Consider the following 20,575-nt stretch of genomic DNA (forward strand, 5'->3'; position numbering starts at 1 on the left):
TTTTAACGATTGTCAAACGCACCGGAGTGGTAGTGGTTTCTCGAACGGACGCGGTCGTCCGCCGGACTAGCTCCCCGGCAGGATGTCACCCAGCGCGGCACCGATCGCCATCGGAAAGAAGGCCACGACGCAGATACAGAAGTCCAGCCACGGGTCCGCCCAGTCGACGACGCCCCAGACGCTCAACAGTGTGACTGCCGTCACGAACGACGAGCCGAGGACGCCGACGAGTCGCCGCGGGACGAGACCGAAGAACGCGTAGGCGACCCGCACGTCCTGAATGTCGGCCACGTAGAGGATCCCGACGACCACTGCGACCGTCGCGAGCAACGTCAGAGCCAGGAACGGCGGGCGAGCGGAGATGAACCGACCGGAGTCGACCGTCCCGCCCTCGACGGCCATCGGAATGCCAAAGAGCAGCGCGCCCAGCACCGACTCCGCGAGGTCCGCACGGTCGAATCCCCAGACGACTCGGCCGAACACCGGCCCGTCGTCGTCGACCTCGCTCGCCGTCTGCATCGCCTCTCGGACGCGGGCTCGTTCCGCCGGTGAGTCGACGAGATCCTCAAGTTCCGAGAGATCGTCGAACAGGTCGCTCATGTCGGCGTCGTCCTGCTCGACCGGCGAGTCCCCTCGCCGCCGCTCGGACCGGCTCATCGCTCACCGGGCTCTGCCGATCGGGCTTCGACGGTCGGGTTCGGCTGGGCGGGGCCGACTCGCTCGCCCTGTTCCCACTCGTAGAACCCGGTGCCGGTCTGGCGGCCCAGTTCGCCCGATTCGACTTTCTCGAAGAGCAGGTCCGGCGGATCGAACCGACCACCGAGGTCAAGCGCCAGTGACTCCAGTGCCGACAGGACCGTATCGAGGCCCAGTCGGTCGGCCAGTCCGAGCGGACCGATCGGGTGATCGCGACCCAGTTCGAGCGCGCGGTCGATGGCCGGAACGCTCGCGACGCCGTCCTCGACCATCCTGACGGCCTCCGCGATGGTCGCCAGGTCCAGTCGAGTCGTCGCGAATCCCGGCGTGTCCCGGACCACGATCGGCGTGGCGTCGAGCGACTCGACGAGCGACGCCGCGCGGTCCCGTGTGTCTGCCGTCGTCTGCTCGGCGACGACGAGTTCGACCAGCTGGCTCTCTGCCGGATCGATCACGTGGATGCCGACCGCGCGGTCGGGCCGACGGAGACCCGCCGCGACGGCCGTAATTCGGTCGTACGTGTCTCCGACGACGAGCAGCGTCTCCGGCCCGATCTGTGCCTCGACGTCGGCGAGCAGGTCCCGGCGAGCGTCGATCTCGCGTCCGGTGACGTCGAAGACAACGTCGGCACCGCCGACGGCCGCTTCCAGTCCGGTCGTGCCGTCAATCGCGTCACTGTCGCCGCGAGCGCGACGCTGAACCGCGTCGACGCTGTCCATCACGGCGTTGGCGTCGTCCCCGTAGAGGCGAACCGACGCCTCCGCCCGGAGACACCACGCCGCGAGGGCGTGACTGGTGGTCGAGGTCCCGAGTACGGCAACGTCCATGCGTGACATCGGGTCGCCACACCGGATAAGCCTTTACTGGAACTCACCACTCGTTGCGGACCTCGCCGTGGGAATCACCCCCGATCGATGGATTCACACGAGGAACGCTGAAACGAGATCCGTGCAAAGAGGGGCTGAGCTGTCACATTCCGTCGAGTAAGCCAGTGTTACTATCGGCACTGGTCGCCACCAGCCAAACGTTTATATGTCTGAATTGTTTCTCCATAAAAGGACACATGGAGCGCCCCACCCGCCAGCGCGAGCACGACGGGACGCAGGAGCAGGAAACGGAAGAATCCGAGCAGACCTGTCCTGAGTGTGACTCGACGGCAATATCGACGGACGGGAGCGGCGAACTCATCTGCGAAGACTGCGGACTTGTCATCGAAGATGAGAACATCGACCGCGGCCCGGAATGGCGCGCGTTCAACCATTCTGAACGGCAGAGCAAGTCCCGCGTCGGGGCACCGACGACCCAGACGATGCACGACAAGGGGCTGACGACGACGATCGACTGGAAGGACAAGGACGCGTACGGCCGGTCCATCTCGTCGAAGAAGCGATCCCAGATGCACCGGCTGCGAAAGTGGCAAGAGCGAATTCGGACGAAAGACGCGGGGGAGCGCAACCTCCAGTTTGCCCTCTCGGAGATCGATCGGATGGCGTCGGCACTGGGCGTCCCGCGCTCGGTGCGAGAAGTCGCGTCGGTAATCTACCGGCGCGCGCTGGACGAGGACCTCATCCGCGGCCGCTCCATCGAGGGCGTCGCGACCTCCTGTCTGTACGCCGCCTGCCGACAGGAGGGCATCCCACGGAGCCTCGAAGAGGTCTCGGACGTCTCTCGGGTCGAGCAAAAGGAGATCGGGCGCACGTATCGCTACGTCGCCCAGGAACTCAAGCTCAAGATGGAGCCCGTCGACCCCAAACAGTACGTCCCGCGCTTCGCCAGCGAACTCGAGCTCAGCGAGGAGGTCCAGTCGAAGGCCAACGAGATCATCGACGTGACCGCCGAGCAGGGGCTGCTGTCGGGCAAGTCCCCCACGGGCTACGCCGCGGCGGCGATCTACGCCGCGTCGCTGCTGTGCAACGAGAAGAAGACCCAGCGAGAGGTCGCCGACGTTGCCCAGGTGACCGAAGTGACGATCCGGAACCGCTACCAGGAACAGATCGAAGCGATGGGGATCCACTGAGACGGATCGCTGGCCACGAGAACGGCCGGCAGTACGAGACGGGACCACGTCGCCTCACACTCGGGACGCGTTTTCGCGATACTTTTTGTCGACGCTCGACGGCAGCGCCGCCAGTGGTACGGACAGTCGGTCGTCGCCGCGGTCAGGGCTCATCTGACCGCTGTGACGGCGTGTTGCACAGCAGTGTGACCGAGCGTGTCAGTCAGACGGCTGTGCGTCGTGGTCCGGAGCCATCGCCGCGTCCTCGTCCTCGAACACCTGCGTCCCGAGTTCTTCGACGATCGCCTCGCCACTGAGCGCGAGCAGGCCGAAGCCGACCTTCGTCACCACGTCGAGGTAGGCGACCACCAGCGCCGTCGTTTCGAGGTCCATCAGCCCGAGTCCGGCCTGTCCGACGATCCAGATGACCGGATAGACGCCCCAGAGCACGACGACGAAGTTACGCAGCGTCTCGTAGACGCCGAATCCGACCTCCGAGAGCGTTTCGACGGCGGCGTCCGTGATCGCGCCGTACAGCAGGTAGCCGACGCCGACGAAGGCGACCGCGCCCAGGGCGAACAAGCCCCAGGCGAGTAGGCCGCCCGACAGCGCGCCCGCGAACCCGAAGACGATCGTCAGGACCTGCAGGCCGACGAGCTTCCCGATCGTCTCGCGGTCGGCACCCGCGAACAGCCCCAGGAACAGGACGTTCAGAGGCGTCGTCAGCAGCCAGTCGACGTAGCGGGGAATCCAGACGGTGTGCGTTCCCGTGTCGAAGCCGCCGATGCCGAGTGCCATGATCGCGTAGGCGAAGATCGCGATGCCGGGAATCGAGACCAGCACCGCGTACCGCGTGCGTCTCTCGGCCGGGACGAGCCTGAAGCCGTAGGCGAGAATCGCCGTCCCAGCGAGCATACCGATCGTACCGAGTGTGAACCAGAGTTCTATCATCGTTAGTCGTCGTCAGTGGCCGCAGTCGTCTGCTGGCCGGGACTCTCGGCAGACTGCACCGAGAACCGGTCGAGCGCCTGTTCGAGTTCGTCTGCACGCTGTCTGAGTTCCGTCGCGGAGTCAGACACCTCGCCGATGGAGTGTGCCTGGTCCTCGGCCGCACCGGCGACCGTGTCCGCCTCCGTCGCGGTCTCCTGGCTGATCTCGGTCAGCGTGTCGATCATCTCCAGCAGCTCCGTCGCCGTCTCTGCCTGCTCTTCGGTCGCCCGGTCGATTTCCTGGATACCGGCGTCGACCTCCTCCGTGTACTCGACGATGGTCTCCAGGGCGTTGACGGCCTCTTCGACGGTCTCGACGCCGTCGGTGATCCGCTGGCTGGTCGACTCCATCGTCTCGACGGTGTCGCCGGCCTGTGACTGGATGCGCTCGATGCGTTCCTCGATGTCCCCCGCGGCCTCTTTGGTCTCTTCCGCGAGGCCCTTGATCTCGTCGGCGACGACGGCGAAGCCCGCGCCCTCCGCGTCGGCGTGGGCCGCCTCGATCGAGGCGTTGAGCGCGAGCATGTTGGTCTGCTCGACGATCTGGGTGATGACCGAGACGATCTCGCCGATCTCGTCGAGGTCCTCGTCGAGTGCGTTGATCTCGGCGACGGTCTCCTCGGTCTCGGCTTCGATGCTGTTCATCTCTTCGATGGCCTCCTGGGCCGCTCTACGGCCGTCTTCGCCGACCTCGGCGGCCGACTGGGACGTGTCGGCCACTTGCTGGGCCGACGCCGCCATCTCCTCGGAGGCCGCAGAGAGGTTCTCCATCTCCGAGGCCGCGTTCTGGAGCCGCTCGCTCTGTTCGTTCGTGCCGTCGAAGATCTCCTGGATCGACTCGCTGACCTGCTGGCTGGCCCGGTCGACCCGCTGGGCGTTCGTCCCCACGTCGTCGCTCGCCTGCAACACGTTGCTCGCGAAGGACTTCATCTCGGCGATGGTCGTAGAGAGATCCGCCAACATCGCGTTGATCTCCTCGCCGACCTCGCTCATCGCGTCGTTCATGCTCTCGGTGTCGACGCGGACGGTGAGGTCGCCGTCGGCCGCCGAGGACAGTGCGTCGCTGTACTCGGTGGCCTTCAGTTCGAGGTGGCCCGTCAGCGCCTCCATCTCGGCCTGCTCTTCCTCGGCGTCCTCGCGGGCCTGCTCGGCGTCGCTCTTGGCTTGCTCGGCTTCTTTCCGTGCCTGTTCGGCGTCTGAGATGGTCTCTCGGAGGTTCGTCCGCATGTCGTCGAGCGACTGGTACAGCGAGCCGATCTCGTCGGTCCGGGCGGTGGTCAGGTCCACGTCGAGATCGCCGGCACCCATCTCCTCGGCCCTGTTGGAGAGTCGGCGAAGCGAGACGATCGTACCGCTCCCGATCGTGACGCCGACGAGTCCGAGGTTGATCACCGCGAACAGCACGATCCCGATCAGGTCGGAGTTGATCTGGGAGCTCAGTGCGTAGGCCTCGCTCCGGTCCGAGTGGACCATCACCGTCCAGTCGGCCGTTTCGAGCGTCGTCATGCCCATCAGCGTGTCGCCCATCGCCATGAACCCGGATTCACCCGACGCCGGCATCGTCATGCTGCCGTCGTGTGCCGTGTTGATCTTGCTACTGTTGGGGTGGGCGATGTACTGACCCTCGTCGTTGACCACGGCGGTGTAGGACCCGTCACGCTGGTCGGAGAACGCCTCCGTCCGCTCCTTCAGATCGGTCATGAAGACGATCGCGTGATCGCTGTCGCCCTCGACCGGCGAGAGGATGGCGATGATCGGATGGTCGACGATCGAGACCTGGAACGGATCGGTCACGTGTGTGTCGTCCGGCCCCTCGAAGCTCGGGGGGTCGGTCGCGAACGGCGCTCCCTGCTCGCTCGCGTCGACACCGACGAAGTCCTCGTTCGAACTGGCCTCGATCTCCATCGTCGTCGTGTCGACGTAGTGGACTGCGACGACGTCGGCCGGGAGCCTGTCGTTGTCCTGTAAGGTGTTCAACTGCGCCTGTACCTCGCTGGTCGACCCGGACTCGAAGACCGGCAGCGCGGAGGTCATCCGGACGCTCTGTCGAGCCGACCCGAGCCACGCGTCGATCTGGTCGGCCTGAGTCGCCGAGGTCGCACGCAGGTCGGACTCGACTTCGGACTCCAGTTCGTCCGAAGCCTGAACGCTCACCACGGCACCGACGGCGATGACGACGACCACCGCCAGCGCCAGCGCGAGTCCGAGGCGCAGTGCGTAACTGTCCCCGATAAACTCAGGAAGGAGAGATGATGTCTCAGAACTCATCGTTTCGATGCTGGGCGTTCACGGATTAATAGATTCGCGCGCAGTTTTCAGCGGTGATAAGCGGATGCTGAAACGCGAGCGTTCGCCGGGGTGTCATCTCCGTCGAAGGCCGATCCGTCGCCGTCAGAACCCATAGAACTGTGGGGGCGTCCCCCGGCGATTCGCGACGTGTCGGCTGTGCCAGACACGCCACCGAGTCGTCGGACACGTCGCCTCGCCGTTCGTACCGCCGGCGCTTCGTGTCCCAGCCCGCGTCAGCGGCGAAACGAGCGCCGCCGTCGGTATCCAGACTGGGTTTTATCCGCTGTCGGCCCGAGCTATCTCCTATGTCAGTCGACTTTGACTTCGACGGCAGCGTCGTACTGGTGACCGGCGTCGGCGGTGCTCTCGGTGGTGCCGTCGCTCGTGCATTCGACGACGCCGGTGCGACGGTCTGTGGTGCCGACATCGTCGCTCCGGAGAGCGAGGACTTCCTGCTCGACGAGACGGAGGCAATCGACTACTACCAGGGCGATTTCACCGACGAGGACGACGTGGCCGACATCGTGGCCGGCGTGGTCGAAGAGCACGGCCGTCTCGACGCCCTCTGTAACATCGCCGGGACGTGGCGCGGCGGCGATCCGATCCACGAGACCGACGCCGACACGTTCGACTTCCTGTTCGACGTGAACCTCAAGACGATGTTTCTGGCGTCGAAACACGCCCTCCCGCACCTCCGGGAGAGTGAGGGTACCGTCGTCTCGGTCTCGGCGCGCTCCTCGCTGGAGGGTGGCGCGGGCGACGGGATCTACCGCGCGACTAAGGCCGGCGTGCGACTCCTGACCGAGACCATCGCCGCCGAAAACGAGGGAGTCGTCCGGGCCAACGCGGTCATGCCGAGTGTCATCGACACGCCGATGAACCGCGAGATGATGCCCGACGCCGACTTCGAGACGTGGGTCGATCCGGACGATATCGCGACGATGATGCTGTTCCTCTGCTCTGAGGGTGCCAGCGTCACCAGCGGCGCTGCGGTCCCGGTGTACGGCGAAGCCTGACGCACTCGGTAGCCCCGGCCTACCGGACGCAGCGAGCCGGTCGCCCGCACCTCAGATAGCGTCGACGGCGTCGAGCACTTCGTCGTACGCCGGCTCGACGCCGGGATCGTCACTCACCCAGGCGTACTGGACGACGCCGTCGCCGTCGATGACGAAGACAGAGCGTTTGGCGACGCCGTCGACGCCCAGTTCCTCGAAGTCCATCGAGAGGCCCCACTCGTCGACGATCTCGCGGTTCGAGTCGCTGAGCAGGTCGAACTCCAGACCGAGCTTGTCGCGGAACTCGTTCTGTGAGAACGGCGTGTCGATGCTGACGCCGTACACGCTCGCGCCGGCCTCGCTGAAGTCGTCGAGGCGATCCTGGAACGTGTTCATCTCGTGGGTGCAGACGCCGGTGAACGCACCGGGGAAGAAAGCGAGGACGATCGGAGCCTCGTCGAGGCGGTCTGCGAGCGTGAACGACTCGATGTCACCATTCGCCAGCGGTGCCGTAAACGACGGCGCTTCGTCACCAGTAGAGACCATCACTGACCCGTAGCGGGTACCAGATCAAGTCGTTTGCGTTCCAGAACCTCCCGAGCGATACGGTTCGTCGATCAGGGTGAGCAAAAAGCCTATATTAGACCTCACGCTAAGTCCTGCTACAATGGTAGCAACCCTACTGCAGATCGGTTTACCGGGGACCCAGGAGATGATGATCATTCTCCTGATCGCGGTCCTGCTGTTCGGTGCAAACAAGATCCCGAAGCTCGCTCGCTCGACGGGTGAGGCGATGGGCGAGTTCCAGAAAGGCCGCGAGGAAGTCGAGCAGGAACTCGAAGAGATCCGCGAGGGGCCAGGCGAGAGTCAGGGCGCGACCGAGGAGCCCGACTCCGAGTTCGTCGAGACCACCGCCGACGACACCGCTTCGGAGACCGCTTCCGAAACAGCCACCGAGTGACGCCCGCGACGGTCCCGACAGGTTCCCAATCCCTTCTCCATCCATCTACCGTCCAGCCCCTGCCCTCCACGGCAGAACAGCAGCGTTTTTGAGCCGTCTCGTACACCGCTCGATAGGGCGTGTGGCCTAGTGGACGAGGGCGAGGGGTTCCTAACCCCTCGATCGCGGGTTCGAATCCCGCCACGCCCGTGCGGGGAACCGACGAGCGTAGCGAGTCGGTGACCGAACCGGAATAGCAGGATTCTAATCAGGGAGGTCGCGCGCAGCGAAGCGAGCACGTCCGACCGTGGTTCGAATCCCGCCACGCCCGTGCAGGGAGGAGCGTAGCGACGACCGACCGGAAAAACGATTCTCGCGGTCACGGCGGGTGCGACAGCCGAGGCCGGTTACTCCTCGACGACGATGCCGCCGCGCTGGCCGATCGCCTCGTGAGGGTAGCAGGCGTACGGGTAGACGCCCGGTTCGTCGAAGGTCACTTCGAAGTGGCGGCCACTCTCGCTGTAGATGTCCGACTTCTCGATGTCGCCCTGGAATCCGATGTTGTGTGCGCCACCGTCCCCGGTCCACTCGAACGCGACGGTGGTTCCGGTCGAACACTTGAGTGCGAGCGGATCGAAAGCGAAGTTACCGCCGTTGCCGGGGCTGCCGACGGTCACGGTGACCGTGTCCAAGCCCGTGCGGTCGGCGAGGGTCCCGTCCCAGCCGTCGACGTAGATGAGCCAGTGGTCGAGATCGGGGTAGCCGCTCTCGGGTGCCTTCCGGACTCGGATCACGCCTTTCAGCCCGTCGTCGCGCCGGGGTTCGGAGACGTAGGGGTACTCGCCGGTCGTCTCGAAGTGGTGGGAGTAGGTCTCGTTTGGCTGGTCGGTGGCGTCGCCGCTATCGAAGCTGCCGTCGACCGCGACGACGTTGTGTGGGCCGCCGTGGTCGAACCAGCGCCACACCACCGTCGTACCGGGCGTGACGGTGACCGCGGGCGGGTCGAAGGCGTAGCCGTCGCCCTCGATCGGGTGTCCGACCAGGACCTCGACCAGGTCGTCGTAGCCGACGTTTCGGAACTGACCGCCGTAGCCGTTGGCGTCGGCGAGCCACGCGTCGAGGTCGTCGACCGGGGCATCGGTCGACGAGGGTGTCGCTGTCGTCGTCTGCGGACTCGTCGTCGCGGGTGAACCGGACCGAGCGGAGCCGAGACGGGCGGCGAGTGCCGGGATCGACGCGAACGATACGCCCTGGAGGAGCTGTCGTCTGGAGAGGGACCGTCGCATGGCGAGTGAGGCTACCGGGGGCTCGCCCCTAAAGGGGATCCCCGGTTTGCAGAATCTGGAAAGCATGACTTTTCCCTTTACATTGTGGGGATGATACTACGGTGGGCACGCCGCACGCGGTTCCCGGTCGTCCGACGCGGACCGCTACCAATCCCAAGCCTCCACCCGACTGGCAGACAGTCCTGTTCCGTCTGGTCCGGTCGGACGCGACCGCGGCGGCCACGCGCCCACAGAGACGCATGACCGACGAGGTGCCGTCCGAACAGGCCCTGTTCGATGCACTGGCCGATCCCGACTGCCGGACGATCGTCGCCGCGCTCGACGAACCGATGACGGCCAAGGGGGTCGCCGACGAGTGTGATCTCTCGCGGACGAGTGCCTACCGGAAGCTAGAGACGCTGAGCGACGCGGCACTGGTCGCCGAGCGAACGAAGGTCCGGGACGACGGCCACCACACGACGCAGTTCGTCAGGGACTTCAGGGGCGTGTTCGTGGCCTTCGACGGCGACGAATCGTTCGACGTGGACGTCGTCGACCACGAGGAGACGCCGGACGAGCGCCTCGCGCGCTTCTGGTCACAGATCAGTGAGGAACTATGAACACGGAGATACCGCTCGTCGTCATCGTCTTCAAGACGGGCACGCTGGCGCTCGGTGCGTTGATCACGTATTTGGCCGCGAAAGCGGGGTACAGGACCGGCGCGTCCGGACTGCTGTACCTCGCGGCCGGATTCGGCGTCGTCACGCTCGGCTCGCTACTGGCCGGCATCGCCGATCAGTTGATCGCCGATCCGTCGGTGGCACTGGTCGTCGAGAGCGCGTTGACCTTCGTCGGTTTCGGGATCATCGCGTACTCGCTGTACGTCACGAGAAGTAGTGGGACCGACCGCGTTTGAGACGCGTCGATCCGTGAACGGTGTCGCCACCCGCTGGCGGCGAGACGACTGTCGCGAGGCTGGAGTTGGCCGGATCGTCACTCGACGACGATCGCGCCCTTCATCCCCAGCGACTTGTGGGGCGTACAGTAGTAGAGGTAAGTACCGCTCGATTCGAAGGTGTGCTCGTACTCGACGCCCTCGGTGTTGACTGCGCCACCGGAGTCCAGCGGACCGTCACCCTGGGACTTCACGTTGTGGGTGCCGCCATTGCCAGTCCACTCGAACTCGACCGTCGTGCCCGAAGAGATCTGGACGGCAGCGGGGTCGTACCCGAACGCGCCGCCGTTGGCCTCTGCACCGACCGTGACGGTGACGGTGTCCTGACCGGTCATGTCTGCGACCGTCCCGTCGAAGTTCGACGTTTCGCCGAGATAGTTGGCGACCTCGTCGCCGGCTTCCATCGACGAGCCACCGCTCTCGGTCGCACTCTCAGTCATCTCTTCTTCGGTGGCACTTTCGGTCATCTCGTCGTCGGTCGCGCTCTCGGTGGCGTCGCCGCCGCCGTCTCCACTACAGCCAGCGATGAGACCTGCTGCGGCGATTGCACCGGTACTACGGAGGAGCGTCCGTCGGTTCAGGGAGTCACTCATAGACACAGTGGAGTTGGGGAAGGAGACGGATAAGGTGGCCGGACACGGGGAATCCCGCCGGATGGGGTGAGGTGACACGCGACAGCGAAACACGGCTCGTCGAAGCATTTACCGGCGTGAAAGCGGCGACGACCAACGTTCGTTGGGGTGGTGTTCATGGTTCGTGTAGGCGAAGAGTGAGACATGCGACAGAGTGGTTCGCAATGACCGTGCTGGTGCTTGGCGACCAGCTGTCCCGGCGATTCGGTCCACTCGCCGACCGGCCGGACGACCGCGTGGTGATGATCGAGTCCAGGGACTTCCTCCGTCGGCTGCCCTACCACCCGCACAAGCCGACGCTCGTGTTCAGTGCGATGCGTCACTTCCGGGACGCGTTGCGCGAGGCGGGCCGGACCGTCGACTACCACCGAGAGGAGACGTTCGAAGACGGGTTCGAGAGCCATTTCGAGCGCCATCCCGACGACGATCTCGTGACGATGACCCCGGCGAGTCACGGCGGCACCGAGCGGCTGCGGACGCTGATCGAGCGACACGGCGGGACGCTCACGACAGTACCGGACGAGCGGTTCCTCTGTGCGCCAGCGACCTTCGACGAGTGGACGGGCGGCCCGCCGTACCGTCACGAGTCGTTCTACCGATCGATGCGCCGGGAAACCGGTTACCTGATGGACGGCGACGATCCGGTCGGTGGCGAGTGGAACTACGACGAGCAGAACCGCGAGACGCCGCCCGACGACTGGGAGCCCCCAGCGGTGCCGACGTTCGAACCCGACGAGACGACGCGTCGGGTCCAGTCGTGGGTTCGCGACCACTTCGACGGTGGCTACGAGCAAGCGCCCTACGGCGGTGACTGGGCCGATCCGGAGCCGTTCCGGTGGCCGGTGACGCGACAGCAGGCAGTTCGGGCGCTGGACGCATTCGTCGAGGATCGCCTCACCGACTTCGGGGCGTATCAGGACGCGATGGTCGAGAGCGAGTGGGCGATGGCCCACAGCCTGTTGTCGACTTCGCTGAACCTCGGACTGCTGGGGCCTGCGGAGGTCGTCGAGCGCGCGATCGAGGCCTACGAGACTGGTGACGCACCGCTGCACAGCGTCGAGGGGTTCGTCCGGCAGGTGATCGGGTGGCGAGAGTTCGTCCGGCACGTCTACCGTCGAGAGATGCCCGAGCTGGCGACGGCGAACCAGCTCGACGCGTCCGAAGACCTCCCGGAGTTCTTCTGGACTGGCGAGACGGACATGGCCTGTCTGGACGCGGCCATCGACGGCGTCCGCAAGCGGGGCTACGCACACCACATCGAGCGGCTCATGCTGCTGTCGAACTTCTCGTTGCTGCTCGGTGTCGAGCCGGCACAGCTCAACCGCTGGTTCCACGCAGCCTACGTCGACGCCTTCCACTGGGTCACGACGCCCAACGTCGTCGAGATGGGGCTGTACGGCTCGGGTGCGTTCGCCACGAAGCCCTACGCCGCCTCGGCGAACTACGTCGACAAGATGAGCGACCACTGCAGCGACTGTCCGTACTACAAGACGAAGACGACCGGAGAGCGAGCGTGTCCGTTCAACGCGCTGTACTGGGACTTCCTCGACCGCAACGAGTCACAGCTCCGGTCGAACCACCGGATGGGACTCGTCTACAGCCACCTCGACGACAAGGACGACGATCAGCTGACGGCGATCCGAGAGCGAGCAGACGAACTGCGGACGCGAGCCGCCGACAGCGAGCTGTGAGCGCTACTCCTCGCCGCTCTGTCGGCGGCGCATCTCCTGGCGGGTGAACTGCGGCGACGCGCCCAGGCCGGGACCGCGCCGACCGCGAAACGACCAGACGAGCGCGAGAGCGAACAGCGCCGTCAGCCCGCTTACGGCGACGAGGGCCCGCAGCGCCCCCATCGCGTAGAGCCCGGCGATCGCGAGGAGGCCGACGCTGACACAGAGCCCGTAGACGAGCCGCCGTGCCATCCTGCGGAAGGCACCGCGGTCGTCCTCGATCACCGTCGACAGCGCTAGCTCGCCCCGCTCGACCTTCGCCAGGGCGTCGTCGAGTCGGGGCGGGACCGCGACGGTCGCCCGTGCGCTGGCCCGCAGCTGGTCGGTCACGCGCTCGCGGATCTCCTCGCCGCCACTCGCCATCCCCCGTTCGAGGACGTAGTCCGTGACGACTTCGATGAAGTCGAACTCGGGGGCGAGTGTCCGGGTCACGCCGTCCAGAACCGTCGTCACGCGGACGACGTGGGCCAGATCCTGCGGGATCCGCATCGGGAACTCGTACATCGCGCCCTCGAACTCGGCGATGATCCCCTCGACGTCGAACTCGTCCAGATCGGCCCCACGGAACTGCTCGAAGGCGATCTCGAACAGTTCGCGCACCATCTGGCGGTCGGCCGTCGGGTCCAGCGCCTCCATGGCGACGAACGAGTCGATCACCTGATCGATGTCGTCGGTCGCGATGCCGACGTAGAAGTCGACGAGGTGAGCGCGAGTCTCCGGCCCGAGCTGGCCGGTCATCCCGAAGTCGTAGAAGACGATCGTGCCGTCGTCCTGTACGGCGAGGTTGCCGGGGTGGGGGTCGGCGTGGAAGACGCCGTCCTCGACGATCATCTTGATGTAGATCTCGGTCAGGCGCGTGACGATGCGCTCGCGGTCGACCCCCAGCTCGTCGATCGCGGCCACGTCGTCGATCTTCGTCCCCTCGACGTAGCGCATCGTGAGGACGCGGTCGGTCGAGTACTCTGGCAGCGAGTCGGGGATACACACGTCGTCGACCGCGGCGAAGTTCTGGCGGACGGTGTCGAGCCGGCGGGCCTCGTGGGCGTAGTCCATCTCCTCGCGGATGGTCACGGTGAACTCCTCGGCGAGGTTCCCGAGCGTGAACGCCTGGCCCGGCGGCGACGCCCAGCGCAGGACCGGCGTCAGCGTCGCCACGACTCGGAGGTCCGACTCGACGCGACGACGGACGTTCGGCCGGAGGACTTTCACCGCGACCCGGTCCCCGTCGACCTCGCCGACGTACACCTGTCCGAGGCTCGCGCCGCTGATCGGCTCGGTGTCGAACGTCTCGAACACCGAATCGATCGGTCCCAGTTCCCGCTCGATCACCGGCTCGATCTCCGCCCAGGGGGCCGGCGGGACCTGGTCCTGAAGCTCAGCGAGCACGTCGACGTAGGCCGCCGGCAGCGCGTCGGGCCGCGTCGAGAGCATCTGCCCGATCTTGACGAACGCGGGGCCGAGGTCGACGAACGTCGCTTTCAGAGCCCGCGCGCGCCGGGCCTGCTGGGCGCTGGTCACTTCGCGCGACCGACCGAAGAGGAGGTATCGGCGGCGATCACGCAGGAGGGTGATCGCGAACGGGACGAACTGCCAGGAGATGACGACCGCGCGCCAGAGCGCTCGCAGCTGCACGCCCAGTCCGGTCGGCCGGCGCACGGTCTCGCTACCGGTTCGCTGGTCGTCGCTCCGCTCGACGGTGTCCGTCTGGGCCACAGTATAGGAGCGTCTCGGGTCGCCGTGGGTTTGAGTGTGTTGGACCCGGCGACGAGCGTGCCACCGCTGCCTACCGCGAGCGAAGCTGTGACGGTACGCGGACCGCGCTCAGCGCAGTCGGCCCAACAGCTGGTAGTCGGTGTCGGGCGTGTACCCCCGGAACAGCAGGCTGTTGGTCAGCACGGAGACGCTGGACAGCGCCATGGCACCGGCAGCGAGCACCGGCTGGAGCAGGCCCAGCGACGCCAGCGGGATCATCAGCGTGTTGTACCCCAGCGCCCAGACGAGGTTCTGCTTGATCTTCTGTAGCGTCGCTTCCGAGACGCGGATCGCCTTCAGCACGTCCGCCGGGTCGTCTCGCATCAGCGTCACGTCGGCCGCTTCGATCGCCACGTCGGTGCCCGAACCGATCGCACAGCCGACGGCCGCGGTCGCCAGCGCCGGGGCGTCGTTGACGCCGTCGCCGACCATCATCGCCTCGCGCCCGTCGGCCTGGATCTCGTCGACGGCGTCGGCCTTGTCTTCGGGAAGCACCTCGGCCATGACGTTGTCCGGGTCGATCCCGACTTCACGGGCGACCGCGCGAGCCGTCCGCTCGTTGTCACCGGTGATCAGCCACACGTCGAGATCGCGGTCTCGCAGGTCGGCGACGGCGTCGCTCGCGGAGGGTTTGATCGTGTCCGCGTCGGCGACGACACCGACCACGCGGCCGGCCCGCTCGTCGATTTCGCCGTCCGCGTCGCGGGGACGGAATCCGACGAGCATCGCCGTCTTCCCCTCCGATTCGAGTCGCTCGCGGTCCGAGTCGGCGGGGGTCGGGTCGATGCCGTTGGCGTCCAGCAGTCGGGGGCTCCCGACGAACACCTCCCCGCGATCGATCGTCGCTCGCACCCCCTTGCCGGGGACGTTCTCGAAGGACTCGGGCGACTCGATGTCGAGGCCGCGCTCGCGTGCACCCTCGACGATCGCCTCGGCCAGCGGGTGCTCGCTCTCCTGCTCGGCGCTGGCGGCCAGCGCGAGCACGTCGTCCTCGTCGAAGGCCGTCGGCTCGTCGCGCGCCTCGCGCTGGACGCCACCGTCGGGCGCGGCCGGGTCGAGCGCCACGACGTCGGTCAGTTCCATCTCGCCCTCGGTGAGCGTCCCCGTCTTGTCGAAGACCACGGCGTCGACGTCGCGGACCCGTTCGAGGATGTCGCCGCCCTCGAAGAGGACGCCGTGTTGGGCACCGATGGCGGTGCCGACCATCGTCGCGGCCGGCGTCGCCAGGCCCAGCGCACAGGGACAGGCGATCAGGACGGCGCTGGCGAACACGACGATCGCGAACTCGGTGACGCCGATCGGACCACCCACGGCCTCGGGGCCGCCACCCAGCAGCCCCCACAGGGGCAGCGCGTCGACGAACCCGCCCAGGACGGCGGGGAACTGCCACCACAGGACGCCCCACAGCAGGGCGTTGGCGATGACCGCCGGGACGAAGTACGCCGAGATGCGGTCGGCGATCCGCTGGATGTCTGGCTGACGCGACTGGGCGTCGCGGACGCGAGCGACGATCTGCTGGATCGCCGTCTCCTCGCCGACCTTCGTCGCCTCGACGACGAGCGCGCCGTTCTCGTTGATCGTCGATCCGATCACCTCGTCGCCCTCGGCTTTCTCGACCGGGACGGACTCGCCGGTGACCATCGACTCGTCGACCGCGGATTCGCCGTCGACGACGACGCCGTCGGTCGGGACCTTCTCGCCGGGCCGGACCTTCAGTCGGTCGCCGACCGCGACCGCTTCCAGCGGGACCTCCTCCTCACGGCCGTCTTCGTGGACGACCGTGGCGGTCTCGGCCTCCATCTCCAGCAGCGACCGGATCGCCTCGCCGGCCTGGCCCTTCGAGCGGGCTTCGAGGTAGTTGCCCAGCGTGATGAACACGAGGATCAGCGCGGCCGTGTCGAAGTACAGCCCCGCACCGGGGATCAGCCCGATCAGGGCCGCGACGCTGTAGACGTACGCCGTCGACGAGCCAAGCGCGATCAGCACGTCCATGTTCGCTCGACCGTTGCGCACCAGCGCGCGGTAGGAGTTGACGTAGAAGGGCTTCCCGAGCGCGATCTGGACCGGCGTCGCGAGCGCGAAGGCGAACCAGCCCACGTCGATGCCAGCCAGCGAACCGCCGAGCAGTCCCAGCCCGAGGACGTGATCGACCAGCATCACCAACAGCGGGACCGAGAGCGCGCCGCCAAAGAGCGTGAGGCGAAGTTGGCGTCGGATCTCCTCCTGCCGCGCGAGGTCGCGCTGGTCGCGGTCGTCTCCGCCGTCTCCGCCGTCTCCGTCGTCCCGGACCGGCGTGTAGCCCGCCGACTCGATCGCGTCGTAGAGGTCCGACCGGTCCGCCTCGGCCGGGTTGTACCGGACCTGTGCCTCGTCGGTGGCGTAGTTCACGTCGGCCGCGACGACGCCGGGCGTCGCCAGTAGCGACTCCGCGTTGGCCTCGGCACAGTTGGCACACGACATGTCCGTGATGCCGACCGAGACCGTCTCGTCGACGGCACCGTAGCCGGCCGACTCGACGGCGTCGTAGATCGCCGACAGCGACGTGACTTCGGGGTCGTACTCGACGCGCGCCTCGTCGGTGGCCGCGTTGACGTCGGCCGACGCGACTCCATCGAGGGCAGCGAGGGCGTCCTCGATCGTGGCTGCACAGTTCGCACAGCTCATACCCGTCACCGACAGACGGGTCGTCCTGGGACTCATCTCGTGTATCGATACGGGCTCCTGTTTCATGCGGTTTGCCCCTTCGAAACCAATGTCTCTAGCAAGCCAGAATTTCGAATCGAAGGGGATCGTGGCCCGGAACGATCACATCCAAACCGATCACATCCCGTCTCGGAGCTGATCGTACGTCTCGACGAACCGAGACTCACAGGACTCACAGCAGAAGTAGTACTCCGTCCCGTCGAGGACGCGGCTCGTCCCCTCGTCGTCGACGGTGTTGCCACACTCGACACAGGTCGGAGCCAGTTCGGCAGAGCCGACGCTGGGCGACCAGACGGTGTCGGCGAGGACACGCACGTCGAATTCGTGGACGTACTGGAGGAGGTCCCACTCTTCGAGCAGCGACGTTACGTCGGCCTCGGGAACCGTCGCGGTAAAGAGGAGTCGCGCGTCGACGGTCCGAAGCACGTGTTCGACGGCGTCGACGGTACCCAGCCGCGTCGCCACGTCGGCGGCGATGTCCGGATCGACGGTCAGTTCCACGAGGACGGAGACGCCCTCTCGGAGCATCTGGCGGTCGAGTTCCACCGTGAACCGTCGCAACAGCCCGCGCTCCTGTAGCCGTTCGATCCGGTCCGACACCGCGGGCCCGGACAGATCGACCGCGTCGCCGATCTCGCTGTAGGGCCGGCGGGCGTCTTCTAACAGCAGTTCGAGGATCTGGCGATCCGTGTCGTCGAGCGTGTCCATGGTCAGGCAGTGCCCGTGTTCTCTTCTGTAGCAACGGGCCGAACGTGTATCAGTTCTGCGACGCGGTCGGGCAGCGACACCTCGCGGCCGTCGATGGCGACGGTGACCATCCCGATCGGAGCCACGTCGACGACTTCCAGGCGGCTCTCTGGGGCGATGCCCCGCTCGGAGAGGTACGCCAACTCGTCGGGGTCCCGGTCGCTGATCCGCTCGACGACGACCTCGTCGCCGGTCTCGTGTTCGCCCAGCGTCTCGCCGAACTCCTCGTCGAGGGGCTCCAGGGTCTCGCTGGGAATCGGGTCGCCGTGGGGATCGACCTCGGGGTCGCCCAGCGCGGCCGCAACGCGGCGCTCGAACTCCTCGCTGATGTGGTGTTCGAGCCGGTCGGCCTCGTCGTGGACCTCCGACCAGTCGTACCCCAGGTGTTCGGTGAGGTACGTCTCCAGCAGCCGGTGGTGGCGGACGACTTCGAGCGCGACGGTCTCGCCCTCCGGTGAGAGGTGCGCTCCCTTGTACTTCTCGCGCTCGACGAAGCCGGCGTCGGCGAGCGTATCGAGCATGCTCGATGCCGTCGGCGGCGTCACGTCGAGTGCGTCGGCCAGCGACGAGGTCGAGACCGGACCGTCCTCGTCACGCTGGAGCTGGTAGAGGGCCTTCAGGTAGTCCTCCATCTTCGCGCTCAACATTCACTCTCGGGTAGGGCCATCGCAAGGAAATAAGTATCGTTGCCGAGGGTTCGGCCGCGCCGTTCGACCGCTCGCGCTCAGCGCTCGGGCGGCTCCGAGCCGTCCTGACTCCGGACGCCGTCGTCGTCGGCGGCCCACTTTCGCTGCTGACCGGTCAGGATCCACAGCACCGCGTAGCCGGCCACGCCGACGACGAACAGCGTCGCCGGGATCAGGAACGGACCGAACGTGTCGACGGCTGTCGCGACGACCATGTGCTGGCTAGGGTCACCGCCGGCATAAGTGCCAGCATCCGACCCAGCTGTCGCTCACAGTCTGTGTCCAGACGACCGAACCGTCTGCGCGACGAGCCGGCGGCTCTCCGTCCGGCTGGACGACAAAATCAGCGACGGGAACGACCTACAGCAGGTCCTGGTCGTCGAGCTGTTCCATCACGCTGTCGACGAACTCGTCGACGCTGTCGTAGGGGAAGTCCCCGCCGAGCTTGGTGTTGAGCTCCATGGCCGTCATCGAGAAGTCGCCGGACTCGAACTTCGTCGACGGCCCGTTGGGCAGGGCCGGGACGAGGTCCATCGGACTGGAGATCGGGTAGTCGGCTTCCTCGAACGCTTCGGTGAACTGCTCTCTGAGGTCGTCTTTGTCTGCCATGTCATCCCGTTTGTCGACCGGTCTAAAAAAGCATTCGACCACACCACACAGTCACATTGTTTAGAGTTTATTCTGGGGGACCGCCGGGTCACCGCGGACGGACCGTCAGTCGTCCGCCGCGACCGGTTCGCCGTGACTGATGTCGGTCCCCAGCAGATCGAGGAACTGTGCGAGCCACTCGTCGTGGTCCGGCCAGGCCTGGCCGGTGACGAGGTTGTCGTCGGTGACGACCTCGTCGACCCACGAGCACCCGGCCGCCTCACACTCCGCCCGGACGGCGGGGAAAGACGTCATCTCGTACCCGTCGAGGACGCCGGCAGCCGCCAGGATCTGGGGGCCGTGACACAGCGAGGCGACGGGCTTGTCCGCTTCGAAGAAGTGCCGCACGGCGTCGAGCACCGGCTCGTGGGTCCGGAGATACTCCGGCGCGCGTCCGCCCGGCACGACCAGCGCGTCGTAGTCGCTGGGCGTCACGTCGGCCAGCGTCGCGTTCAGCTCGAAGTTGTGCCCGCGGCTCTCCATGTAGGTCTGGTCGCCCCGGAAGTCGTGGACGGCCGTCTTGATCGTCTCGCCGGCCTCCTTCTCCGGACAGACCGCGTCGACCTCGTGGCCGACCATCTGCAGCGCCTGGAAGGGAACCATTATCTCGTAGTCTTCGCCGAAGTCGCCGACGATCATGAGGATGTCACTCATTGGAAACACCGCGCTCGCCGAGAGCGCGTTAGAGAGTGACACAGCCGGCGACAATAAATCAGATGGTGAACTGACAGATCCTCGTCAGGCAATCGACAAGAGGAGAGTTCAGCGGTCGGAGAGAACGGTGTCGATCTCGGCGATCGAGTCGAGGACGTGGTCGGGTGCCACGTCGCTGTCGGCGAGATCCGCCCGCGTCGTGACACCCGAGAGCACCAGCGCGGTCTCCATGCCGGCCCGTTCGCCCATCGCGATGTCCGTCGAGAGACGATCCCCGATCACGAGACAGTCCGACGCCGGAACGCCCAGCCTGTCGAGTGCCGCCCGTGTCGCCCGTCGCGACGGCTTGCCCAGAATCAGATCGGGTTCCGCTTCGAGGACACCGGCGACCGCGTTGACGATAGCTCCCGATCCCGGCGTCGGCAGACCGTTCTCACCGGGGAACGTGCGGTCCGGATCCGTTCCGAGAAAGGGCACGGTCTCGTCGTAGGCCCGGAGTGCGTCGACCATGTCGTCGTAGTGGAAGTCGGGACTCCACCCCGCGAGCAACACGTCGGCTCGCTCGGGCTCGTCGGTGAGCGCCACCCCCTCGGTGTCGAGAATCTCCGCGATGCTGTCCGTGCCGACGAGAAACACGTCGTCGTCGGCGTGGCGGGCCCGGAGGTACTCGGCGGTCACGTCGGCCGCCGAACAGGCCTCGCCCGGACGGACTGTCACACCGAGGTCGGCGAGCCGGTCGACGTAGGCCGCACCGCTTCGGGTCGGGTTGTTCGAGAAGAAGAGGAGCGACTCGCTGGCGGCCCTGAGGGAGTCGACGGCCGTCGCGGCCCCCGGGACGAGGTCGTCGCCGTGATACACCGTTCCGTCGAGATCGACGATCACGCCGCGGCTCATCGAG

General features: G+C 66.5%; 21 protein-coding genes and 1 tRNA gene. 7 read left to right on the forward strand and 15 right to left on the reverse strand.

Features of this window, described 5'->3' with window-relative positions; translation table 11 throughout:
• Positions 1–66: 66 nt before the first annotated feature.
• Both AC5FRZ_RS10450 and AC5FRZ_RS10455 read right to left on the reverse strand, forming a co-directional pair.
• Positions 67–657 carry a DUF2391 family protein gene (locus AC5FRZ_RS10450; protein WP_170094624.1) on the reverse strand — a complete coding sequence of 197 codons (591 nt, stop codon included), beginning with the start codon at positions 655–657 and terminating at the stop codon, positions 67–69.
• Entirely contained in the window at positions 654–1,523 is an 870-nt protein-coding gene (locus tag AC5FRZ_RS10455; protein ID WP_372480704.1) for a 3-hydroxyacyl-CoA dehydrogenase family protein, read from the reverse strand. Before AC5FRZ_RS10455 ends, AC5FRZ_RS10450 begins: the two co-directional genes overlap by 4 nt.
• Before the next feature lie 236 nt (positions 1,524–1,759).
• Here AC5FRZ_RS10455 and AC5FRZ_RS10460 point away from each other — a divergent pair, with 236 nt between their 5' ends.
• Positions 1,760–2,713, forward strand: a complete 954-nt coding sequence (locus tag AC5FRZ_RS10460) for a transcription initiation factor IIB (protein ID WP_015763627.1) — start codon at positions 1,760–1,762, stop codon at positions 2,711–2,713.
• 198 nt (positions 2,714–2,911) lie between these two features.
• Here the strand turns inward: AC5FRZ_RS10460 and AC5FRZ_RS10465 are convergent, their stop codons facing one another.
• Positions 2,912–3,643, reverse strand: coding sequence for a bacteriorhodopsin (locus AC5FRZ_RS10465; RefSeq protein ID WP_170094627.1), 732 nt, complete (start codon positions 3,641–3,643; stop codon positions 2,912–2,914).
• 2 nt (positions 3,644–3,645) lie between these two features.
• Positions 3,646–5,949, reverse strand: a complete 2,304-nt coding sequence (locus tag AC5FRZ_RS10470) for a methyl-accepting chemotaxis protein (protein WP_170094629.1) — start codon at positions 5,947–5,949, stop codon at positions 3,646–3,648.
• Between the two features lie 326 nt (positions 5,950–6,275).
• Here AC5FRZ_RS10470 and AC5FRZ_RS10475 point away from each other — a divergent pair, with 326 nt between their 5' ends.
• Positions 6,276–6,986: an SDR family oxidoreductase gene (locus AC5FRZ_RS10475; RefSeq protein WP_493564535.1), complete on the forward strand. Its 711-nt coding sequence runs from the start codon at positions 6,276–6,278 to the stop codon at positions 6,984–6,986.
• 51 nt (positions 6,987–7,037) lie between these two features.
• On the opposite strand, the gene AC5FRZ_RS10480 is transcribed toward AC5FRZ_RS10475, so the two are convergent.
• On the reverse strand, positions 7,038–7,511 hold the full coding sequence (locus tag AC5FRZ_RS10480; RefSeq protein ID WP_493564536.1) for a redoxin domain-containing protein: 474 nt from the start codon (positions 7,509–7,511) through the stop codon (positions 7,038–7,040).
• Between the two features lie 121 nt (positions 7,512–7,632).
• Here AC5FRZ_RS10480 and AC5FRZ_RS10485 point away from each other — a divergent pair, with 121 nt between their 5' ends.
• The gene (locus AC5FRZ_RS10485; RefSeq protein WP_015763632.1) at positions 7,633–7,926 is read left to right on the forward strand and encodes a twin-arginine translocase TatA/TatE family subunit; all 294 of its coding nucleotides are present in this window, start codon (positions 7,633–7,635) and stop codon (positions 7,924–7,926) included.
• A 115-nt stretch (positions 7,927–8,041) separates the two neighbouring features.
• A tRNA-Arg gene (locus tag AC5FRZ_RS10490) sits at positions 8,042–8,115 on the forward strand.
• A gap of 197 nt (positions 8,116–8,312) precedes the next feature.
• Here AC5FRZ_RS10490 and AC5FRZ_RS10495 read toward each other — a convergent pair.
• A complete protein-coding gene (locus AC5FRZ_RS10495; protein ID WP_493564537.1) occupies positions 8,313–9,191 on the reverse strand; it encodes a halocyanin domain-containing protein in 879 nt (292 codons plus the stop codon).
• A 239-nt stretch (positions 9,192–9,430) separates the two neighbouring features.
• Between AC5FRZ_RS10495 and AC5FRZ_RS10500 the strand changes: the two genes are divergently transcribed.
• Together AC5FRZ_RS10500 and AC5FRZ_RS10505 are read left to right on the forward strand one after the other, a co-directional pair.
• Positions 9,431–9,790 carry a winged helix-turn-helix domain-containing protein gene (locus AC5FRZ_RS10500; RefSeq protein WP_153553746.1) on the forward strand — a complete coding sequence of 120 codons (360 nt, stop codon included), beginning with the start codon at positions 9,431–9,433 and terminating at the stop codon, positions 9,788–9,790.
• The gene (locus AC5FRZ_RS10505; RefSeq protein ID WP_170094633.1) at positions 9,787–10,086 is read left to right on the forward strand and encodes a DUF7521 family protein; all 300 of its coding nucleotides are present in this window, start codon (positions 9,787–9,789) and stop codon (positions 10,084–10,086) included. The genes AC5FRZ_RS10500 and AC5FRZ_RS10505 overlap by 4 nt, the downstream gene beginning before the upstream one ends.
• Positions 10,087–10,163: 77 nt before the next feature.
• On the opposite strand, the gene AC5FRZ_RS10510 is transcribed toward AC5FRZ_RS10505, so the two are convergent.
• Complete coding sequence (locus AC5FRZ_RS10510; RefSeq protein WP_493564538.1) at positions 10,164–10,718, reverse strand: halocyanin domain-containing protein; 555 nt, start codon at positions 10,716–10,718, stop codon at positions 10,164–10,166.
• 203 nt (positions 10,719–10,921) lie between these two features.
• Here AC5FRZ_RS10510 and AC5FRZ_RS10515 point away from each other — a divergent pair, with 203 nt between their 5' ends.
• Positions 10,922–12,448: a cryptochrome/photolyase family protein gene (locus AC5FRZ_RS10515; RefSeq protein ID WP_493564539.1), complete on the forward strand. Its 1,527-nt coding sequence runs from the start codon at positions 10,922–10,924 to the stop codon at positions 12,446–12,448.
• Between the two features lie 3 nt (positions 12,449–12,451).
• Here the strand turns inward: AC5FRZ_RS10515 and AC5FRZ_RS10520 are convergent, their stop codons facing one another.
• From AC5FRZ_RS10520 to AC5FRZ_RS10555, 8 genes are all read right to left on the reverse strand, one after another.
• Positions 12,452–14,200 (reverse strand): ABC1 kinase family protein, encoded by a 1,749-nt coding sequence (locus tag AC5FRZ_RS10520; RefSeq protein ID WP_493564540.1) that lies wholly within the window; start codon positions 14,198–14,200, stop codon positions 12,452–12,454.
• Between the two features lie 108 nt (positions 14,201–14,308).
• Positions 14,309–16,939 carry a heavy metal translocating P-type ATPase gene (locus tag AC5FRZ_RS10525; protein ID WP_493564541.1) on the reverse strand — a complete coding sequence of 877 codons (2,631 nt, stop codon included), beginning with the start codon at positions 16,937–16,939 and terminating at the stop codon, positions 14,309–14,311.
• 120 nt (positions 16,940–17,059) lie between these two features.
• Positions 17,060–17,650 carry an AsnC family transcriptional regulator gene (locus tag AC5FRZ_RS10530; RefSeq protein WP_153553753.1) on the reverse strand — a complete coding sequence of 197 codons (591 nt, stop codon included), beginning with the start codon at positions 17,648–17,650 and terminating at the stop codon, positions 17,060–17,062.
• A 2-nt stretch (positions 17,651–17,652) separates the two neighbouring features.
• Positions 17,653–18,336, reverse strand: a complete 684-nt coding sequence (locus tag AC5FRZ_RS10535; RefSeq protein ID WP_170094642.1) for a metal-dependent transcriptional regulator — start codon at positions 18,334–18,336, stop codon at positions 17,653–17,655.
• Between the two features lie 77 nt (positions 18,337–18,413).
• Complete coding sequence (locus AC5FRZ_RS10540) at positions 18,414–18,590, reverse strand: hypothetical protein (RefSeq protein WP_493564542.1); 177 nt, start codon at positions 18,588–18,590, stop codon at positions 18,414–18,416.
• Positions 18,591–18,735: 145 nt separating this feature from the next.
• Positions 18,736–18,984, reverse strand: a complete 249-nt coding sequence (locus AC5FRZ_RS10545; RefSeq protein ID WP_153553756.1) for an MTH865 family protein — start codon at positions 18,982–18,984, stop codon at positions 18,736–18,738.
• A 105-nt stretch (positions 18,985–19,089) separates the two neighbouring features.
• On the reverse strand, positions 19,090–19,677 hold the full coding sequence (locus AC5FRZ_RS10550; protein WP_170094644.1) for a DJ-1/PfpI family protein: 588 nt from the start codon (positions 19,675–19,677) through the stop codon (positions 19,090–19,092).
• A 108-nt stretch (positions 19,678–19,785) separates the two neighbouring features.
• On the reverse strand, positions 19,786–20,571 hold the full coding sequence (locus tag AC5FRZ_RS10555; RefSeq protein WP_493564543.1) for an HAD-IIA family hydrolase: 786 nt from the start codon (positions 20,569–20,571) through the stop codon (positions 19,786–19,788).
• Positions 20,572–20,575 lie beyond the last annotated feature (4 nt).

The sequence above is a fragment of the Halomicrobium sp. HArcht1-1 genome (genome assembly GCF_058933285.1).

Excerpts from the sequence above, each read along its gene's own strand:
- AC5FRZ_RS10450 (WP_170094624.1), bottom strand. The coding sequence starts at position 657 with ATGAGCCGGTCCGAGCGGCGGCGAGGGGACTCGCCGGTCGAGCAGGAC.
- AC5FRZ_RS10455 (WP_372480704.1), bottom strand. The coding sequence starts at position 1,523 with ATGGACGTTGCCGTACTCGGGACCTCGACCACCAGTCACGCCCTCGCG.
- AC5FRZ_RS10460 (WP_015763627.1), top strand. The coding sequence starts at position 1,760 with ATGGAGCGCCCCACCCGCCAGCGCGAGCACGACGGGACGCAGGAGCAG.
- AC5FRZ_RS10465 (WP_170094627.1), bottom strand. The coding sequence starts at position 3,643 with ATGATAGAACTCTGGTTCACACTCGGTACGATCGGTATGCTCGCTGGG.
- AC5FRZ_RS10470 (WP_170094629.1), bottom strand. The coding sequence starts at position 5,949 with ATGAGTTCTGAGACATCATCTCTCCTTCCTGAGTTTATCGGGGACAGT.
- AC5FRZ_RS10475 (WP_493564535.1), top strand. The coding sequence starts at position 6,276 with ATGTCAGTCGACTTTGACTTCGACGGCAGCGTCGTACTGGTGACCGGC.
- AC5FRZ_RS10480 (WP_493564536.1), bottom strand. The coding sequence starts at position 7,511 with ATGGTCTCTACTGGTGACGAAGCGCCGTCGTTTACGGCACCGCTGGCG.
- AC5FRZ_RS10485 (WP_015763632.1), top strand. The coding sequence starts at position 7,633 with ATGGTAGCAACCCTACTGCAGATCGGTTTACCGGGGACCCAGGAGATG.
- AC5FRZ_RS10495 (WP_493564537.1), bottom strand. The coding sequence starts at position 9,191 with ATGCGACGGTCCCTCTCCAGACGACAGCTCCTCCAGGGCGTATCGTTC.
- AC5FRZ_RS10500 (WP_153553746.1), top strand. The coding sequence starts at position 9,431 with ATGACCGACGAGGTGCCGTCCGAACAGGCCCTGTTCGATGCACTGGCC.
- AC5FRZ_RS10505 (WP_170094633.1), top strand. The coding sequence starts at position 9,787 with ATGAACACGGAGATACCGCTCGTCGTCATCGTCTTCAAGACGGGCACG.
- AC5FRZ_RS10510 (WP_493564538.1), bottom strand. The coding sequence starts at position 10,718 with ATGAGTGACTCCCTGAACCGACGGACGCTCCTCCGTAGTACCGGTGCA.
- AC5FRZ_RS10515 (WP_493564539.1), top strand. The coding sequence starts at position 10,922 with ATGACCGTGCTGGTGCTTGGCGACCAGCTGTCCCGGCGATTCGGTCCA.
- AC5FRZ_RS10525 (WP_493564541.1), bottom strand. The coding sequence starts at position 16,939 with ATGAGTCCCAGGACGACCCGTCTGTCGGTGACGGGTATGAGCTGTGCG.
- AC5FRZ_RS10530 (WP_153553753.1), bottom strand. The coding sequence starts at position 17,650 with ATGGACACGCTCGACGACACGGATCGCCAGATCCTCGAACTGCTGTTA.
- AC5FRZ_RS10535 (WP_170094642.1), bottom strand. The coding sequence starts at position 18,336 with ATGTTGAGCGCGAAGATGGAGGACTACCTGAAGGCCCTCTACCAGCTC.
- AC5FRZ_RS10540 (WP_493564542.1), bottom strand. The coding sequence starts at position 18,590 with ATGGTCGTCGCGACAGCCGTCGACACGTTCGGTCCGTTCCTGATCCCG.
- AC5FRZ_RS10545 (WP_153553756.1), bottom strand. The coding sequence starts at position 18,984 with ATGGCAGACAAAGACGACCTCAGAGAGCAGTTCACCGAAGCGTTCGAG.
- AC5FRZ_RS10550 (WP_170094644.1), bottom strand. The coding sequence starts at position 19,677 with ATGAGTGACATCCTCATGATCGTCGGCGACTTCGGCGAAGACTACGAG.
- AC5FRZ_RS10555 (WP_493564543.1), bottom strand. The coding sequence starts at position 20,571 with ATGAGCCGCGGCGTGATCGTCGATCTCGACGGAACGGTGTATCACGGC.